The 16,714-nt window shown below is 60.9% G+C and carries 17 protein-coding genes; 7 read left to right on the plus strand and 10 right to left on the minus strand.

All coding sequences use genetic code 11. The features are described 5' to 3' along the window. Positions 1-220: 220 nt before the first annotated feature. From MCRY_RS22960 to MCRY_RS16340, 3 genes are all read left to right on the plus strand, one after another. On the plus strand, positions 221-1,114 hold the full coding sequence (locus tag MCRY_RS22960; RefSeq protein WP_171046191.1) for a hypothetical protein: 894 nt from the start codon (positions 221-223) through the stop codon (positions 1,112-1,114). A gap of 64 nt (positions 1,115-1,178) precedes the next feature. Beyond that, complete coding sequence (locus MCRY_RS22965) at positions 1,179-1,694, plus strand: hypothetical protein (RefSeq protein WP_085631832.1); 516 nt, start codon at positions 1,179-1,181, stop codon at positions 1,692-1,694. Positions 1,695-1,724: 30 nt separating this feature from the next. Continuing rightward, on the plus strand, positions 1,725-2,258 hold the full coding sequence (locus MCRY_RS16340) for a helix-turn-helix transcriptional regulator (RefSeq protein WP_085631834.1): 534 nt from the start codon (positions 1,725-1,727) through the stop codon (positions 2,256-2,258). Positions 2,259-2,264: 6 nt separating this feature from the next. Here the strand turns inward: MCRY_RS16340 and MCRY_RS16345 are convergent, their stop codons facing one another. The 6 genes from MCRY_RS16345 to MCRY_RS16370 all read right to left on the minus strand — a co-directional run bounded on the left by MCRY_RS16345 (position 2,265) and on the right by MCRY_RS16370 (position 7,448). After that, positions 2,265-2,648: a DUF2237 family protein gene (locus MCRY_RS16345; RefSeq protein ID WP_085631836.1), complete on the minus strand. Its 384-nt coding sequence runs from the start codon at positions 2,646-2,648 to the stop codon at positions 2,265-2,267. Positions 2,649-2,679: 31 nt separating this feature from the next. Then, positions 2,680-3,717 (minus strand): DUF2332 domain-containing protein, encoded by a 1,038-nt coding sequence (locus MCRY_RS16350; protein WP_085631838.1) that lies wholly within the window; start codon positions 3,715-3,717, stop codon positions 2,680-2,682. Further along, positions 3,714-4,409 carry an aminoacyl-tRNA hydrolase gene (gene pth, locus MCRY_RS16355; RefSeq protein WP_085631908.1) on the minus strand — a complete coding sequence of 232 codons (696 nt, stop codon included), beginning with the start codon at positions 4,407-4,409 and terminating at the stop codon, positions 3,714-3,716. Before pth ends, MCRY_RS16350 begins: the two co-directional genes overlap by 4 nt. A 76-nt stretch (positions 4,410-4,485) precedes the next feature. Beyond that, the gene (chrA, locus tag MCRY_RS16360) at positions 4,486-5,742 is read right to left on the minus strand and encodes a chromate efflux transporter (protein WP_085631840.1); all 1,257 of its coding nucleotides are present in this window, start codon (positions 5,740-5,742) and stop codon (positions 4,486-4,488) included. Between the two features lie 59 nt (positions 5,743-5,801). Beyond that, positions 5,802-6,980: a glycoside hydrolase domain-containing protein gene (locus MCRY_RS16365; RefSeq protein ID WP_176234516.1), complete on the minus strand. Its 1,179-nt coding sequence runs from the start codon at positions 6,978-6,980 to the stop codon at positions 5,802-5,804. 66 nt (positions 6,981-7,046) lie between these two features. Continuing rightward, positions 7,047-7,448, minus strand: a complete 402-nt coding sequence (locus MCRY_RS16370; protein WP_085631844.1) for a hypothetical protein — start codon at positions 7,446-7,448, stop codon at positions 7,047-7,049. A 129-nt stretch (positions 7,449-7,577) separates the two neighbouring features. On the opposite strand from MCRY_RS16370, the gene MCRY_RS16375 reads away from it, so the two are divergent. Next, a complete protein-coding gene (locus MCRY_RS16375) occupies positions 7,578-8,939 on the plus strand; it encodes a caspase family protein (protein ID WP_085631846.1) in 1,362 nt (453 codons plus the stop codon). Between the two features lie 118 nt (positions 8,940-9,057). Here the strand turns inward: MCRY_RS16375 and MCRY_RS16380 are convergent, their stop codons facing one another. Beyond that, entirely contained in the window at positions 9,058-9,690 is a 633-nt protein-coding gene (locus MCRY_RS16380) for a 50S ribosomal protein L25/general stress protein Ctc (protein ID WP_085631848.1), read from the minus strand. 147 nt (positions 9,691-9,837) lie between these two features. Between MCRY_RS16380 and MCRY_RS16385 the strand changes: the two genes are divergently transcribed. Continuing rightward, positions 9,838-11,013 carry an MFS transporter gene (locus MCRY_RS16385; RefSeq protein WP_238939518.1) on the plus strand — a complete coding sequence of 392 codons (1,176 nt, stop codon included), beginning with the start codon at positions 9,838-9,840 and terminating at the stop codon, positions 11,011-11,013. On the opposite strand, the gene MCRY_RS16390 is transcribed toward MCRY_RS16385, so the two are convergent. Both MCRY_RS16390 and MCRY_RS16395 read right to left on the minus strand, forming a co-directional pair. Next, entirely contained in the window at positions 11,010-12,410 is a 1,401-nt protein-coding gene (locus tag MCRY_RS16390) for an MATE family efflux transporter (RefSeq protein ID WP_085631850.1), read from the minus strand. The two genes, MCRY_RS16385 and MCRY_RS16390, sit on opposite strands and share 4 nt — an antisense overlap. A gap of 532 nt (positions 12,411-12,942) precedes the next feature. Further along, positions 12,943-14,109 (minus strand): alpha-hydroxy acid oxidase, encoded by a 1,167-nt coding sequence (locus tag MCRY_RS16395; protein ID WP_085631852.1) that lies wholly within the window; start codon positions 14,107-14,109, stop codon positions 12,943-12,945. 153 nt (positions 14,110-14,262) lie between these two features. Between MCRY_RS16395 and MCRY_RS16400 the strand changes: the two genes are divergently transcribed. Together MCRY_RS16400 and MCRY_RS16405 are read left to right on the plus strand one after the other, a co-directional pair. Further along, on the plus strand, positions 14,263-15,384 hold the full coding sequence (locus MCRY_RS16400; RefSeq protein ID WP_085631854.1) for an Acg family FMN-binding oxidoreductase: 1,122 nt from the start codon (positions 14,263-14,265) through the stop codon (positions 15,382-15,384). After that, on the plus strand, positions 15,377-15,838 hold the full coding sequence (locus tag MCRY_RS16405) for a MarR family winged helix-turn-helix transcriptional regulator (protein ID WP_085631856.1): 462 nt from the start codon (positions 15,377-15,379) through the stop codon (positions 15,836-15,838). Before MCRY_RS16400 ends, MCRY_RS16405 begins: the two co-directional genes overlap by 8 nt. 79 nt (positions 15,839-15,917) lie before the next feature. Here the strand turns inward: MCRY_RS16405 and trpA are convergent, their stop codons facing one another. Then, positions 15,918-16,709: a tryptophan synthase subunit alpha gene (trpA, locus tag MCRY_RS16410; protein ID WP_085631858.1), complete on the minus strand. Its 792-nt coding sequence runs from the start codon at positions 16,707-16,709 to the stop codon at positions 15,918-15,920. Positions 16,710-16,714 lie beyond the last annotated feature (5 nt).

Consider the following 16,714-nt stretch of genomic DNA (forward strand, 5'->3'; position numbering starts at 1 on the left):
GAGGTCCATACGGACTTCCAGACCCCTCGTGCCCAAGGCGCGGGGGTTTTTCTTTGCCGCAAAACGCCCAAGGGTCCCCATAAACCTTGGTTTAGGCGCATGGGGCGTGGGTTTATGGATCGGTATCTAAACCTGGTGCCAATATCTTTCAGCGACGGCGGCGGTCAGGTTCGACCCATCTGCTTCACCGCAGGCAAAGGGACATGAAAGGACTTAACCCGTGAAAAAGACATTGATTTCCGCCGTCATCGCAACCTTCGCAGGGACCATGACATTTGCGCAATCCGCAACAGACCAGATTATCAACGACCTCACCAACCAAGGATTTCAGCGCATCGAAATCGACAATGGTATCGGCCAGATCAAAGTCGAAGCGATCCGTGGCACACAAAAGCTCGAAGTGGTCTATGACCGCGCCACAGGCAACATCCTCAAGCAGGAAGTCGAACGGGTGCGCGCCGGAGAGGACACCCGCCCCGGCGTCGAGATCCGCAACCGCGACCGCAACTTTGTGGATGCCGGTCGTGTGTCGGACGACAGTCGTACAACAACCAGTTCCTCAGCGGCTCTTGTCAGCACCGGCAGCACCTCCACGGACCAGCTCGTAAGTGATCTTCAGGCTCAGGGCTTTACCCGCATCGAAGTCAAGAACGGCGTCACCCAAACCAAGGTCGAGGCAATCCGAGGCACCGAAAAGGTTGAAACCGTCTTTGACCGCGCCACAGGCGATGTGATCAAGCAAGAGGTCGAAACCGTCCGCGCTGGTGAAGACACCCGCCCGGGTGTCGAGATCGACAATCGCAACCGCGACTTTGTCGGGGGTGTTCGGTCTGACGATGATGACGACGATAGCCGCAGTGGCCGTGACGATGACGACCGCGACGATGATCGGAACGACGACCGCGATGACGACAGGAACGACGAACGCGATGATGATCGTGACGACGATCGTGACGACGACCGCGATGATGATCGTGGTCGGGACGATGATTCCCGCGACGACAACGACGATGATGACGACGACGATAACGACCGTGATGATGATCGCGACGATGACCGTGATGATCGGGACGACGATGATGACGACAATGACGATGATGATGACGACGATTGAAACGTCTGATAGCTGAAGGTCAGAGGCTCCCGTCCCACCGACGGGAGCCTCTTGGAGGTTGGGAATGAAACGAAGACAGCTATTGGCAGGACTTCTGGCTGGTGTTGCGTTGCCGGGAACCGTTCTCGCGCAGACCGCCGAGGATCAGGTCGTCAATCAACTCAAGCGTCAGGGCTATAGAAGGATCAGCATCGCGCGAACGCTTCTTGGCCGGACGCGGATCGTCGCGACAGGGCCGCGCGGACGCCGCGAGATCATTCTCAATCCTTCGACCGGGGCGATCCTGCGGGACTATGTGGACCGCTCGGATGATGACGGGCGCAGCGGCACAGAGTCATCCGGCAGTAACAGGGACGATGACCGCGATGACGACCGCGACGATGATCGCGACGACGACCGGGACGACGACCGCGATGATGACAGGGACGATGACCGCGATGATGATCGGGACGACGACCGGGATGATGATCGCGACGATAACAGCGGAAGCGGCAGCAGCAACAGTGGCCGTGATGACGACGATGATGATGACAACGACAGCGGCGGCGGCGGTGGGGATGACGACGACGATGACGATTGATCCGCCAGTGACCGGAGCTTCGATGTATCTGTGAAAGTCTGGGTTGTCCTGTTTCCGCTGTTGGCGCTGCAGCTTGGCAGCGGCCTTTTCCTGTTGTGGGATATTCTGGGAAGCATCCTTGGCATCAAATCCTCCCCGATTGCATGGGTCTATTACGAATTGGCCCAGATCGGCGCGGTGATCGGTCTGATCTTGGGCGTGGTCGTAAGCGCCACCCTGTTGTTGCGGTCGATCCGCAAACAACGTGCGGCAGAAGAAAGCCTGCGTCTGGCCTCGGGCGCGTTTATGGAAGTGTTGCACGAACGGTTCGCCGAATGGCAACTAACCCCGGCGGAAAGAGACGTGGCGCTGTTTTCGATCAAGGGGCTGAGCACCGCCGACATCGCAGCCTTGCGTAACACCTCCGAAGGCACGGTCAAAGCTCAGACCAATGCGATTTACCGCAAGGCCGGGGTGTCTGGCCGACCCCAATTGCTCAGCCTGTTTATCGACGAATTGATGAGCGACACCATCGGCGGTGGTACAGCGCAACTGGAACCAGAAGTGGTCGAAAAGGCATCGTGATCCGGGTCAGGCCTCGAACGCGTCGATGTCGTGCTGTTCCAGTACCCGCATCGGGACAATGTCCAATGCACGTTTGTGGGTCGCGGCCAGATTGACCTTTGGGGCGCAGCCCTCGTCATGAGCCTGAAGGAATCGCGACGCGCAAAGGCACCAGTGATCGCCGGGTTTGAGCCCGGGAAAGCGGAACTGCGGGACAGGTGTGCTCAGATCGTTGCCCACATACTTCGAGTAGGCCAAAAATTCCGCCGTCATTACGGCGCACACCGTGTGACTGCCATTGTCGGCAGCGCAGGTGTTGCAATGGCCATCGCGGAAGAACCCGGTCAGAGGTTCGGTTGAGCACCCTTCAAGCGGGCCGCCCAACACGTTGATTGCGTCGTCTGGTTCCATCGGGGCCTCCTGCGTTGCGTTTGACACCAACCTAGGTGGGATCGTCGGTCCAATCCACCCAGCGGCCGTGAAAATCTGCACGGCCCAGTGCGATGTGATGATCCCCCGGCCAAAGACGCGCGGTGACCGCCGCCCCCCGTGCCGCGCCATCCGCTTCCATCCGCAGCCAAGCCAAAGGCGTCTTGGATGTCGCCTGTGCGCCTGCCGCTTCGATCAGGGCTGTGCCGGTGGCTTGCCGTTCGGGCGGGAAATACTGCCAAGCGACCGTGTGATAGATCAGGTGCATCAGGCCTTGTGGCGCACCGGCCAGCCGTCCTTCAAGCCAGTCGACAGCGTCGCTTCGGTCCACTTGGGCATTGTTCACCCGGATCGCAGCGTCGGTCAGCGCCACGCGATGTGCTTGATCGGCCCAAAGGTAGGCGCGCAATCGCAGCGCATGGTCCGTGTTGTGAGGGTCAAGCGGGTTGAGATCGACACCCCGTCGATCGGTCACGGTGAAGGGCGCGGTGACCGGGGCAGGGCCAGACCAATCGGGTGCCAGTGTCAGTGCGGCGTTCTCTCGCCCCAACCGGGTGTCGCCTGCGGTCAAAGCGTATTGGTCGAACATCAGGTTCAACCCGGCGCTGGCGCCCAATTCGGACAGATGGACCTGCGTGGCACCAGTGCGTTTCACCAACGCATGCGCCCCCGCGATCAGCACCGCAGAACGGCGCACTTCGTTGGTTTGCGGTGGCGAGGTGATCCACTGGATCAGGAAGGCTTCGTGTTGGGACAGCGCAGATGTCAGGACTGTTTTCAGCACCTCGTCGGACACGTCGTTCGGCGGATAGGCGGCGATCATACCTGCATCCTGCCCTGTCAGCACCAGCGCATGAAGGCCGGAGGCCAATCGCAAGGGCAGGGAATGCCCACTCGGGCCGAGATCGCCCTCAAAAGCCTGTACTGCTGCATCGAGTGCCGACCCGGCAGGCCAGACCTTGGCCAGAAGCGGCAGCATGCGCCCCATGAAGGGCGAGCCCAACGCGGTACAAGCCTCTGCCTGCTGCGCCAAGGCGCCTGACAGGGTCACCGGAACCGATCCACCAGCTTTTGCAACGGGTTGCGGGTGTCTGGTTCCGGCGCGGCTTCGGATTTCGGCTCTGGTTTCGGGACATCGGTCTTTTCCGCCTTGGCGGGCGATGTGGACGACCGCGGCGGGGCCACGCGCAGCGCCACCGCGTTCATGAACTTGCCTGTGTCGCCGTCCGCCAGTTGCGCCGCACCATCCGAGATTCCGCGCATCAGATCATCCAGCCAGTTCTCGTCCGCCTTGGGGAAATCGTGCAGCACATAACCCGCGACCGCATCCTTGTGGCCGGGATGCCCGATGCCCAGCCGCACCCGCCCATAGGCCTCGCCAATATGCCCGTGGATCGACCGCAAGCCATTGTGCCCCGCATGCCCGCCGCCCTGCTTGACGCGACATTTGCCGGGGGCAAGATCAAGCTCGTCATGAAACACCACGACGTCCGCAGGCTCCAGTTTGTAGAACTGCATCGCCGCCTGCACTGACTGGCCCGAGCGGTTCATGAACGTGCCGGGCTTCAAGAGCAGCACCTTATCGCTGCCCAGCCGTCCTTCGGTGACTTCGCCCTGAAACTTGGATTTCCACGGGGCAAAGCCATGGTCCTCCGCGATCCGATCCATCGCCATAAAGCCGATATTGTGCCGGTTGCGGGCATAGCCCGACCCCGGATTGCCCAGTCCCACAAAGAGTTTCATCGCTGCCCGTGCCTCCATGTGCAAAGCGGTTGCCTCTCTCTAGGCGAAACCAAAGCCAAGGGCAAAAGCCCAAGCGTCAGATCTGCGCCAACACCAAGGCCGCCGCTGCGGAAATGCCCAAGACCCAGCCAATCGCCAGATGCACGCGCAATAGAAGTACCGCCGAGAGTGCGATCAGCGCGATGGCGGACCAGTTGAGCGTCGCCACATCCGGCAGCCAAAGCTTCAACACGCCAGCTTCAGTCTTGGTCACCGTCCCGAACAGCACATGCAGCGCAAACCAGAGCGACAGGTTCAGGATCACGCCGACCACCGCTGCCGTAATCGCACGCAACGCAGCGTTCAGGCGCGGCTGCGCGGAAATCCAGTCGATGTAAGGCGCACCGACAAAGATCCACAGAAAACACGGCACAAAGGTCACCCAGAGGGTCATCAGACCCCCCGCAATCGCCAGCGCATAGCCGCCTTCCCGGAACGCCGCCAAGGTGCCGACAAACTGCGTGACAAGGATCAGCGGGCCGGGCGTGGTTTCCGCCAATCCCAACCCGTCCATCATCTCGGTCGGGGTCAACCAGCCGTAGTGCACCACAACGTCCTGCGCCATGTAGGCCAGTACTGCGTAAGCGCCGCCAAAGGTCACAACCGCAAGTTTCGAGAAGAAGAGCGCGATCTCGGTCAGGATCGTTCCGCCAAAGAGCAGGTCCACCGCCAGAACGGGCAATCCCCAAACCGCAAGGCCGATCAAGATTGTGATCAGGGTTCTGCTTGCGGATACGGTGACAGGCAGGGCCGGGGTCGCGTCAGCATGTGTGACCACCAATGCGCCGTAGAACCCAGCCGCCAGAACGATCACCGGGAATGGCATTGCGAAGAAGAAGATCGCGACAAAGGCCAGCCCCGCCAGCACCCAATGCGCGACCCCATGCAGCGCGCGTTTCGACACTTTGAGCAGTGCCTCGACCACGATCACCACCGCCACGGCCTGCACGCCCAGAAACAGTGTCCCCACCAGAGGCACGTCGCCATACGTCACGTAGAGCAGCGCCAGCGCAAAGATCACCGCCGCCCCCGGTAAGACAAACAGCAGCCCTGCGATCAACCCGCCCAGAAGGCCGTGCAACCGCCAGCCCGCATAGGTGGCCAGCTGCATCGCCTCCGGTCCGGGCAAGAGCATGCAAAAGCTGAGCGCGTTGAGAAACTGCTTTTCCGTCAGCCAATCGCGCTCGTCCACCAGCATCCGGTGCATCAGCGCGATCTGTGCCGCCGGACCACCAAAGGACAGCAGGCCGATTTTCAAAAACACGGCAAAGATCTGGGCAAGGGTCGGCGTCATTGGCGCTGTGTCTCTGAACTGCGTGTCAGTTCGATGACACGTGGCACTTCAATGCCAGATCAGTCGCAGGATGTCGCGTTGCGCCGGGCGGTTTCGAAAATCCAGTCGGGCTTGTAGCCGAAATGCGCCGTCAGGTTGCTGTGATGCGTCCAGCCGTCGAATTCGCCATCATCATCCACATCGACTTCGATCAGCGTGTCGGTGGATTCGCCGACCCGCGCTGCATTGGCGAAGTCGATTTTAGGGGGCAGTCGGGACGCTTTGCCTGCCTTGCATTCGGTCTTATTGGCCACGTCCGAGGAAGATGATCCCTTGTCGCGCCGCACCACCGCATCGCCATCACAGGCGAACCGGCGTGTGGCGAAGATATCAAAGGTGCGGCCTTCGTCGACGATATAGCTCTCGCCATCACGCCAGAGCCCGACGTCGACATCCTGAAACATGTTCTGCACGTTGGTATCAAGCGGGAGACCGCGCCGACAGCCAGAGCCTGTGCTGCCGAACCATTCCCGGTCGACTTGGTTCTGGAACAGGTGCCAGTTACCCGAGCGGTGAAATTCGCTGGTGCGGGAAAAGGCGCGTGAGGCCGAGATCCAAGAGTATTCGATCAGCCCGGCTTGCCGCAGGATTTGATGCGCATGTCCACTGCCATAAGCCCCGGTCCGGTAGCCCGCCGCATCCATCCGCGCTTTGATCACGCGGAAATAGCGGGTCATAAGATCGATGGTCTCACGGTCCTGATCGGTGAAGTTGAAATCCACACCGAAATAGATCGCCGTCCCGCGCGGTTGCCCCAAGGCCTGTGCCTGCGAGATAGCCGCCTGCACGTCCAACTCCGCTTCCTCTTCCACGCTGCGGCCAACCCCGGTCCAATTGCAATTGGCATCCGGCAGCGCTTTGCCGTCGCGGTTCTGGCCGCGAAACTTGTTCGGAGTGTTGCTGTAGTATTGGTAGACCGACAGCACAGCGAAGCCCTTTGCGAACATCTGCGCGATTTCGCTGTTCGGGTCGCTAGGCCGCCCCTGATTGATCAACCGCTTTTCCGTCAGGCCATATTCCGGCTGATCGCAACGCGCATAGTACCGCCCAATCACTGTCACGCCGCGCTCTTTCAGCCGGTCGAGATAAGGGCGGGTGTCAAAGGCGGTGTCGATGATCGCCACGCGGGTTTCGGCATAGGCGCCTGATGTCAAAAACAACAGCGTGGCGGTGGCGATTGCACTGAAGACGCATCTCAACTTGGGTAACCTCAGCTTTTTTGAGACCTGACCTATGCGGTGTCGTGTCCGACCCTTGGTCCCAGATCATGTCACGTCGATGCTCAGGTTGATCCGGATGTTCGTCCGGCCCTGAATAACGTAGGTGGTGCTGTCCTGACCGGTTTTGCGCCCCGCCACGTAGTAAACCAACAGCACGCTGAACCGTTTGCCTTTGCAGGCACCGTTCTGCGGCGTGAATTTCCGTTGCACGGTTCGGAACTTACCAAGCGAGGGGGCATCTTCGATGACGAGTTTCGGGTATCCGCGGTCGGTGCAGGTGCGCTCATCATAGTTGAGCCATTGAAATTCGATCTGCTTTCCCGCTTCGACGCTCCGGTTCAGATAGCGCAGACTTTGGGCCTGCGCGGAGCTGGTTTCGGTCAGTAGTAACACGGCGGCGACGATCAGCGTCAGGATCGCTGTAAAAAGACTCCTGTCTCGTTTCATAATGATGTCCCCCTTGAAATCGGTCTTTGAAATAATTGGGCCGGCGCGATGGCAGTCGACTCTGCGGCGTTATTCTTGCTAGGCTCAGTGCCTGTAGGCGATGTGTCAACGTATTTTTGGACTGGGGCCATGATCGGTTCTGCTGTTTTAAGGGCGACAATTTCTGCGGTCGCTATTGTTTTTGCGTTATTATTGGCCGCGACCCCGGCTGTCGCTGGGCGCGTGGCGCTTGTCTTGGGCAATGCGAATTACGAACACACCGTCCCGCTTGCCAATCCGCGCAATGACGCCGAAGCCATCGCGGATGCATTGGCCGAACTGGGATTCGAGGTTTATGACGGGTTCGATCTGGGGCGGGCCGCGACCGAGGATCTGATCCGGGACTTTTCCCGCGCTGCCAGTGGCGCAACCACGGCAGTGCTGTTCTATGCAGGGCATGGTCTCGAAGTGGGCGGGGTCAATTATTTGGTGCCCGTTGATGCGCAGATCCGCGATGAGGCGGATCTCAAGTTCGAAACGATCAACCTTACCGATATTCTGGGATTGATGGAGCGCGAGAACCGCACCAATCTGATCTTCCTGGATGCCTGCCGCGACAATCCGATGGCCGGCAACCTGGCGCGCAGTATGGGCACGAGGTCGGCATTCATCGGGCGCGGATTGGCGCGGGTGGATACCGGCGTGGGCACGATGATCGCCTATGCCACTCAGCCCGGTAACGTGGCGCTTGATGGCGTTGGGCGGCACAGTCCTTTCACAAGCGCGCTTCTGGAACATATCGCGACCCCAGCGCTCGATGTCGAAATCATGATGCGGCACGTGCGACGCGATGTGATGGAGCAGACAGCAGGTCAGCAAGTGCCGTGGAGCAGCTCTTCTCTTACCGGCAGTTTTGCGTTCAAACTGCAAGAGGTGCCACAGGTGATGCCGGATGCGCCGCAAATCGCAGCACTTGTGAGTCCTGACCCCGACGTGACGTCGCGCAGCGATTTAGCCGCGACAGTGCAAGACCCGCCATCCCCTGAACCCACGCCATTGCCGCTGGCTGTTCCGTCGCCTGTTGGGGACGATCTGCCAGTGTTGGCGGCTCCGCTGTCCGCCAAAGAGATCGCACAACGGTCTCAGGCAGAGTTGAACCGGCTCGGCTGTGATGCCGGGGTCGAGGACGGTATTTGGGGCCGCAAAAGCCAAGGCGCGCTTGAACGCCTTTTGGAACACGCGCCGGAGATCGCGCAGGTCGCGTTGGACCCGAGCGAAGGTCTGTTGCAGCGCATGGAGCAGATGGAGGGGCGTATCTGCCCGCTGGTCTGCGCTGTGACCGAGAACCTTGTGGGGGACGCTTGTGTGCGAAAGACCTGTCCCACCGGCCAGAGACTGTCTTCAAGAGGGGTGTGTTACACGCCGCAGACCACGACAAGCCGAAGCAGTTCGAATCCGGCGCGCAGCCAGTCAAGCTGTTTCCAGTTCAACGGGCAGACCTTCTGCAATTAATCGGCTGTTTTTTGTTGCTGGCAGGTGGGGATTGCTTTGGGCCATGCCAACCAAGGCGGCAAACGAAAACGGCCCCGCCCGAAGGCGAGGCCGTTCAAACCTTGAAGGGCCGACGCGATTATTCTTCGCTAGGCGCTTCTGCAACCTCTTCGGCGTCATCTTCGTTGTCTGCCGAACGCAGGCCCGACGGAGCCGAAATGTTGGCGATCACGAAGTCACGGTCGATGGTCGGCTTGGTGCCTTCCGGCAGCGTGATGTCGGAAATCGTCACGGTGTCACCGATGTTCAGGCCCGTCAGATCGACGGTCAGCTTCTCGGGGATATCACCAGCGGTCACGACCAGTTCGACTTCAGGGCGAACGGCCGTCAGAACGCCGCCCTTCTTGAGGCCGGGTGCTGCTCCTTCGTTGATGAACTCAACGGGGATGAACAGGTTGATTTTGGTGGTGCGGCGCAGACGCATCAGGTCGACGTGGGTCGGCAGGTCTTTGACGACATCGCGCTGAACGTCGCGGCAGATCACGCGGACGTCGTCGTGGCCTTCAACCTTGAGGTTGAACAGCGTTGACTTGAAGCGGCCCTTGCGCAGGCGCTGCAACAGCTTGTTGAAGGGAAGGTTGATTGCGAGCGGCTCTTTGTCGCCACCGAATACAACGCCCGGAACCATGCCATCGCGGCGTGCCTGACGAGCGGCGCCCTTGCCTGTCCCCGTCCGTTCCAGAGCTTCGAGATCAGGAATCTCTCCAGCCATGATATATCTCCAATATGTAAGGGCAGGGTGCCTCCAAGGCTGTCACCCCGCATGAAGCCCGCGCGATAGACCGGATTCCCGCGTAGGGCAAGAGCGAAGGTTGCAGATTCCGCCCATCCTGTGCCGTTTGTGGGCTGGACCGTTGCGATGCGGCGTGGCACTGGCGGCAGCATGAACCTTTTGCGTGATCTCTATATCAGCCGCGGACCCGCCGCTGGATTCGCCGCTGTCGGTGTGTTCTGGGGCAGTTTCGCCGCCCTCGTGCCGGTGATCAAGCCGCAGGTGGGGCTGTCGGACGGGCAGTTCGGACTGGCGCTGCTCATCACCTCGATTGGGGCGGTGATGGCGATGTGGCTGGCACCTTTGGCCGAGCGCGGGCTCGGCGCGCGGGCGCTGGGCGTGCTGACTGCGCTTTTGGCTGTGGCCACATTGCTGCCGGGTCACACGACCAATGGGGTGATGTTCACGCTTGCCATGCTGGGTGTCACGATGACCTCGGGCACGCTCGATGTGGCGATGAACGCCCGCGTCAGCGCGCTTGAGGCGCAGGTCGGGCGCAGCCTGATGAACCTGAACCACGCCGTGTTTTCGGTGGCATACGCGTTTTGCGCGTTGGCTACGGGGCTGGCGCGTGAGCTTGGGCTGGGTCCGGCTGCGATCCTAACCGGGGGTGGTCTTTTGATCGGCGTGCTGATGCTGCAAGCCTTTGCCGCCCCTGTGCCCGATGCCGAACACGAAGCTGACGGTGTCGAGGTGGCACCGTTGCCGTGGGCGCTGCTTTTGCCCGGCGGGATGATCATCCTGATCGCCTTTATGTCGGAGCAGGCCACAGAAGGCTGGTCGGCGCTGCATCTCGAACGCAACCTTGGGGCGGGTGCTGCGCAGGGTGCATTGGGCCCTGCACTGCTTGGCATTACTATGGCAGTTGGTCGTCTGACCGGGCAGGTCGTGGCCAACCGGGTGTCCGAACGAATGGTAATCCGCTGGGCGTCGGTGACGGCGGGGATCGGCGCTTGCATTGCGGCCACCGCGCCGTCGCTGGGTGTGGCCTATCTGGGCTTTTCCATCCTTGGGTTGGGCGTGTCGGTGATGGCCCCGATGGCCTATGCGTGGATCGGGCGGATGGTGCCCAACCGCTACCGAAGCCACGCGATCTCGCGGATTTCGGTGGTCGGATATGCCGGGTTCTTTGTTGGCCCGCCGCTGATGGGGTTTCTGTCCGAGGGCTTTGGGCTGGCTGTGTCATTCCTGGCAATCGGCGGTATTCTGTTCGCTGTGCCACTGCTGCTGGTCCCGGTATTGTCACGACGGACCGCGCCCTAGCGCCGTCCGAAGAACAGCGCGATCTGGCGCGCTTGCCGCTGGAACAGGCGCGGGCCTTTTGGCGTCTCGCCCTGCGCTTCGACCGCGTCAATCGTGCGCCGCACCAGCACGATGGACAAAACGCCGAAAAACACTCCGCCCGCCGCCTGCCCAATCAACACGCCCGGCGCGCCGAACAGGATCGACCCCAACCAGACCAGCGGGATAGTCCCCAATGTGTGGCGTCCCCAATTGAGCCATGTCGAATAGAACGGGCGGCCCAGATTGTTGAAACAGGCGTTCGACACAAACAGCATCCCGTTGAAAAAGAACGCCAGCGCCAGTGGCCCGCAGAACAGGAAGATAAGCGACAACGACACACCCTCGGCATTGAACAATGCCGCGATGTGGCCACGCAGAAAAAACAGGATCACCGTTGCAACCACCACGACGATCCCCGTGAACAACAGCGCATCATAGAGTGCGCGGCGGACGCGGTTAAAATCCCGCGCGCCGTAATTCTGACCGATGATCGGACCAACCGCCCCCGACAGCGCAAAGATGGTGCCAAAGGCAATCGGCGTCAGGCGGCCAATGATGGCCATGCCCGCGACGGCCTCTTCGCCGTATTCCGCCATGGATCGCGTGACCCAAGCCTGTCCAATCGGGGTTGCAAGCTGAGTCAGGATCGCGGGCAGGGAAATGGCAAGGATCGGGGCGAGGTCTTTGAAAAACCCACTCAGGCGGGGTGTGCTCAGCCCACCGTGATGCTGAAAGATGGGAACAAGGGCCAATCCCGCAATGGTGATCCGGGCCAGCACAGACCCGAGTGCTGCACCGGTCAGTTCCAACCCGAAGGTGAAAATCAGGATCGGGGCCACAGCGGCATTCACCAATCCGCCGGCCACTGTGGCGGTCATCGCCCGTCGCGCATCGCCGTGGGCGCGCAGGATCGCACCACCCGCCATACCGATCAGGAGAACCGGCAGGGAAGGTACGATGATTTGCAGGTAGTGAACCGCAAGGTCTGCCGTCTCTCCCGTAGCCCCCAGCAGTCCAACCAGCACACCAAGGTTTTGCCAGACCAGCACGGCAAAGAGCGCGGCAAAGACGACGCCCGCCACAAGCGCGTTGGACGCCCGTTGCCGCGCCAGTTCTTCGTCCCCCGCGCCCAAAGCCTGCGCCACCAATGCGCCTGCTGCAATGGCAATGCCGATGTTGAAGGAGGTGGTAAAGAACAGGATCGCGCCCGCATAGCCCACGGCTGCGGCCAGCTCCTCTTTGCCCAGCATGGAGATGAAGATCATGTCGACGAAATCGACCGCGAACACCGCCATCAGTCCCACCGAGGCGGTCAGCGACATCACCGAGATGTGGCGGAAGAGATTGCCTTTGAGGAACACGGCCTGATCGGACATAGACCAACCCTGTCATGGAACGTGGGTCGCGGGAAGCCTGATCGGGGGTGCGCATTTTCGAAAATGCGCACCAGAGCCTTCGAAGGCTCTGCGTCAGCGCATTAGACTCCGCAAGATACACGGTTTCGAAACCGTGTTGGCGGTCTTTCGAAAGACCGTCCACCGTACGCTGGATTTCCGAACTCTTAATGACCCGTTATTTATACCCCCGCCCACGATGCGCATCGAGCGGGCAGGGTCACTCCCAAGCCGCGACACTTGAACTGACTGCTCTCAGACGCCCGCAAGGGCCGACCCTGAGAAACCGGTTTCAGAAGGCCCCATCGGGGCACAGGTCACGGGGGCAGCCCCGGCAGAATGAGAGAACGGTCAGGCCACAGAGCGGCGCCGCTTCTTCTTCATGATACGTTATCCTTGGACTGTTTTCCGAGGACCACATGCCAGTCAGCGTCTCGGGTCTAGCCCGAGGATGCCGGCCCTGCTTGCCACACAGCTTCCTTGGGCACACCCGAGGCAGCCGATCATCCGTGTCTCACTGGGCCCAGTCGCCCGAGAATCCCTTGGGGACCATCAGGATATCGCGGTCCAGATTGTTCACATCCGTGCGCCCACACAGCCCCATCGACACCTCCAGTTCCTTGTGGATCACATTCAGTGCGTCGGTCACACCCTGTTGCCCGTTGGCCCCCAGACCGTAAACATATGCGCGGCCGATATAGGTGCCCTTGGCCCCCATCGCGAGCGCCTTGAGCACGTCCTGACCAGAGCGGATGCCGCTGTCGAGATGCACTTCGATCTTGTCGCCCACCACGTCCATGATCGGCTCTAGCGCGCGAATGGACGACAGCGCGCCGTCCAATTGCCGCCCACCGTGGTTCGACACGATGATCGCATCCGCACCGACATTCAGCGCTTCCAGCGCATCGCGCGGATCCATGATACCCTTGATGATCAGCGGGCCGTCCCACATCTTGCGGAATTCACGGATGCGATCCCAGTTCAAGGCCTGATCAAACGCCTGTGCGGTCCATGACGACAGCGACGATGGATCTTTCACACCCTTCGCATGCCCCACGATATTGCCGAAAAACCGCCGCTTGGTTTGGAGCATGCCCAGACCCCACTGCACCTTGGTCATCATGTTTGCGACCGAGGCGGGCGTCAATTTGGGCGGCGCGCTGAGGCCGTTCTTTACATCCTTGTGGCGCTGGCCCAGCAGTTGCAGGTCGACCGTGATGATCGCCGCCGAACACTTGGCGGCCTTGGCGCGGTCGAACAGGCGCTGCATGAAATCATCGTCCTTGAGCGTGTAGACCTGCATCCAGAACGGCTTTGATGTATTCTCGGCCACATCTTCGATCGAACAGATCGACATGGTGCTGAGCGAGTAAGGCACGCCAAACTTTTCCGCTGCTTTGGCGGCTTTGATCTCGCCATCGAAATGCTGCATGCCGGTCAATCCAACCGGGGCAAGTGCGACGGGCATGGACACGTCCTGACCGATCATCTTGCTGGCGGTCTTGCGGCCTTCCATATCGATGGCCACGCGTTGGCGCAGGTAGATCTTGTCGAAATCAGAAGAGTTCTCGCGGAAGGTCTGTTCGGTCCAGCTGCCCGATTCCGTGTAGTCGAAGAACATCTTGGGGACGCGGCGTTTGTAGATACGGCGGAGGTCTTCGATTTCGGTGATCACGGGCATGGCGTGGCCTTTCGGATGTATTGGTTAGTTTTCTTTACCAATGTTGGTCAATTCGCGCAACGCGGCATTTTTGCCCTGATGACATTTTCACTTTGAGATTGACTGGTTCGATATCGTACTAAATGGTGCGATATCGAACCAAAGGAGAATCCCATGCCCTATTCCCGCCGAAAAACACTTGGCCTGATCGGGGGCGGCACTGTCGTTGCTGCCGCCTCTGGCCTGGGCCTGTTCGCCGCCACCCGCACCCCCACCAAAGCTTTGGCCCCGTGGGACAAGGCGGGCCAGTATCCCGATCCACGTCTGCGCGCGATGTCCTATGCGCTGCTGGCGCCAAACCCGCATAACCGTCAGCCGTGGGAGGCCGAATTGGTGGGTGATGACAGCGTCCATATCTGGCGCGACCCGGCCCGTGATCTGCCTGTGACCGACCCGTTTGCGCGACAATTGACCATCGGCATGGGGTGCTTTCTGGACCTGATGCGCATGGCCGCCGCCGAAGAAGGCTACGGCATCGAGCAGACCTTGTTCCCCGACGGCGAAACCGGCCCCGTTGCGGTGTGTCGGTTTGTGGCAGGTGCCGCGCAACCCGATCCGCTGTTTGCGCATGTCCTAGAGCGGCGGTCGCATAAAGAGGTGTTCGCGGATCGTCCGCTTGACACCTCGGCGGTGGACGCAATCACACCCCGCGTCGATTTGCTGGCACAAGGGGATGAGGCCGAAGCCCTGCGCGCGCTGGCGACCGAGGCATGGCTGATCGAGGCCGCTACATATGATGCGTGGAAAGAAAGCATCGACCTTGTTCGGATCGGCAAGGCAGAGATCAACAAGCAGCCTGATGGCATCGACCTTGGTGGCTCGATGTTCGACCTGCTGGGCAAGGCCGGGCTACTGACCCGCGAGGCGTCGCTTGATCCGACCACGATGGCGGCACAGGGCGCTATTCAGGGCACCGTGGACGCCATTGCTTCGGCTGCCGGATTGGTGGTGCTGACCAGTGGGGGCAACACACGCGCCGATCAGATCGTATCCGGGGCGCGGTGGTTGCAGCTTAATCTTGCTGCGACTGGCGCCGGGCTGGGCGTTCGGCCAGTCAGTCAGGCGCTGCAGGAATACCCGGAAATGGCCGCACCTTATGCGGCGATCCATGATGCCTATGCGCCTGCAGGCGGCACTGTTCAAATGCTTGGACTTCTGGGCTACGCTTCAGCAACGCCGCGCACACCGCGCTGGCCGCTGGAAACCCGGATGAGGCCAACATCGAACAATGCCTGAAACAAATGCTGCGCCAGAGCTGAACGGTCTCTATTTCCAACTGCTCAACGAGATCGGTATCATCAACCAACTGAGCCGCGCCGCTTTCGAGGCGCGGCTGCCGGATGGGATGGTGTTGCCGCAATTCGCTGTGATCAACCACCTGATCCGCGTGCAGGACGGGCGCACGCCTCTACAACTGGCCCGCGCGTTTCAGGTGCCCAAGACCAGCATGACCCACACGCTGGCCGGGTTGGAAAAGCGCGGGTTTGTTGAAATGCGCGCCAATCCGGACGATGCGCGCAGCAAACAGGTTTGGCTGACAGAGGCCGGGCGAACGTTCCGGCAGACCGCCATTGCCAGCCTTGCGCCGGATGTCGCCGCGTTCTCCGACACGCTGGACCGCGACGAACTGGTCGAGGTGATCGCCACTCTGGCGCGGTTGCGCAAACGTATGGATGCGGCACGAGACTGACGTCACGCAGGTTAAACATGCAGGATCGCACGCCGACAGGACATGCCTCTTGCCGGGTGTTCAAACTGCCTGGTCTTGTTCAGGCGCGGTGCGCGCCGTCTGCAAGGGATTTGACGAAGGCCAGAACCTCGGTCACAGGCTTGCCGCTGGCCAGTTCCGCCACGATGGCCGAGCCCACAACGCAGCCATCGGCCACGCTGGCAATCGCCTGCGACGCGTCGGGGGTCTTGATGCCGAAGCCCACAATCACGGGCAGGTCGGTCTGTGACTTGATCCGCGCCACTTCGGGGCCGACGTCGGTGGCCTGCGCTTCGGCGGCACCCGTGATGCCGGTGATCGACACGTAGTAGACAAAGCCAGACGTGTTCTGCAGCACCTTTGGCAGGCGCTTGTCATCGGTGGTTGGCGTTGCAAGACGGATAAAGTTCAACCCCGCCGCCTGCGCCGGAATGCACAGCTCGTCGTCTTCTTCGGGCGGCAGGTCGACGATGATCAGCCCGTCGATGCCCGCCTCTTTGGCTTGCACCAAAAACGTATCAACGCCGCGCGAATAGATCGGGTTGTAGTAGCCCATCATCACAATGGGGGTCGTTTCGTCGTCCTGCCGGAAGGTCCGGGCCAGTTCCAATGTGCGGTCCAGCGTCATGCCACCTTCAAGCGCGCGCTGACCGGCCAACTGGATCGTGCTGCCGTCGGCCATCGGGTCGGTGAAGGGCAGGCCCAGTTCGATGATGTCGACACCGGCGGCAGGCAGTCCTTTGACCAATTCCAGCGAGGTGTCGAAGTCGGGATCGCCCGCCATCACGTAGGACACAAAGGCCTTTTTTCCGGCTTTCCGCAGTTCTGCGAATTTGGCGTCGATACGGGTCATGGTGG

Source organism: Marivita cryptomonadis (assembly GCF_002115725.1).
GTDB lineage: Bacteria > Pseudomonadota > Alphaproteobacteria > Rhodobacterales > Rhodobacteraceae > Marivita > Marivita cryptomonadis.

Bases quoted from the DNA above. Each gene is read 5' to 3' on its own strand.
- MCRY_RS16345 (WP_085631836.1), bottom strand. From the start codon at position 2,648: ATGGAACCAGACGACGCAATCAACGTGTTGGGCGGCCCGCTTGAAGGG.
- MCRY_RS16390 (WP_085631850.1), bottom strand. From the start codon at position 12,410: ATGTCCGATCAGGCCGTGTTCCTCAAAGGCAATCTCTTCCGCCACATC.
- MCRY_RS16405 (WP_085631856.1), top strand. From the start codon at position 15,377: ATGCCTGAAACAAATGCTGCGCCAGAGCTGAACGGTCTCTATTTCCAA.
- MCRY_RS16370 (WP_085631844.1), bottom strand. From the start codon at position 7,448: ATGAAACGAGACAGGAGTCTTTTTACAGCGATCCTGACGCTGATCGTC.
- pth (WP_085631908.1), bottom strand. From the start codon at position 4,409: ATGAAACTCTTTGTGGGACTGGGCAATCCGGGGTCGGGCTATGCCCGC.
- MCRY_RS16375 (WP_085631846.1), top strand. From the start codon at position 7,578: ATGATCGGTTCTGCTGTTTTAAGGGCGACAATTTCTGCGGTCGCTATT.
- MCRY_RS16380 (WP_085631848.1), bottom strand. From the start codon at position 9,690: ATGGCTGGAGAGATTCCTGATCTCGAAGCTCTGGAACGGACGGGGACA.
- chrA (WP_085631840.1), bottom strand. From the start codon at position 5,742: ATGACGCCGACCCTTGCCCAGATCTTTGCCGTGTTTTTGAAAATCGGC.
- MCRY_RS16400 (WP_085631854.1), top strand. From the start codon at position 14,263: ATGCCCTATTCCCGCCGAAAAACACTTGGCCTGATCGGGGGCGGCACT.
- trpA (WP_085631858.1), bottom strand. From the start codon at position 16,709: ATGACCCGTATCGACGCCAAATTCGCAGAACTGCGGAAAGCCGGAAAA.
- MCRY_RS16385 (WP_238939518.1), top strand. From the start codon at position 9,838: ATGCGGCGTGGCACTGGCGGCAGCATGAACCTTTTGCGTGATCTCTAT.
- MCRY_RS16395 (WP_085631852.1), bottom strand. From the start codon at position 14,109: ATGCCCGTGATCACCGAAATCGAAGACCTCCGCCGTATCTACAAACGC.
- MCRY_RS22965 (WP_085631832.1), top strand. From the start codon at position 1,179: ATGAAACGAAGACAGCTATTGGCAGGACTTCTGGCTGGTGTTGCGTTG.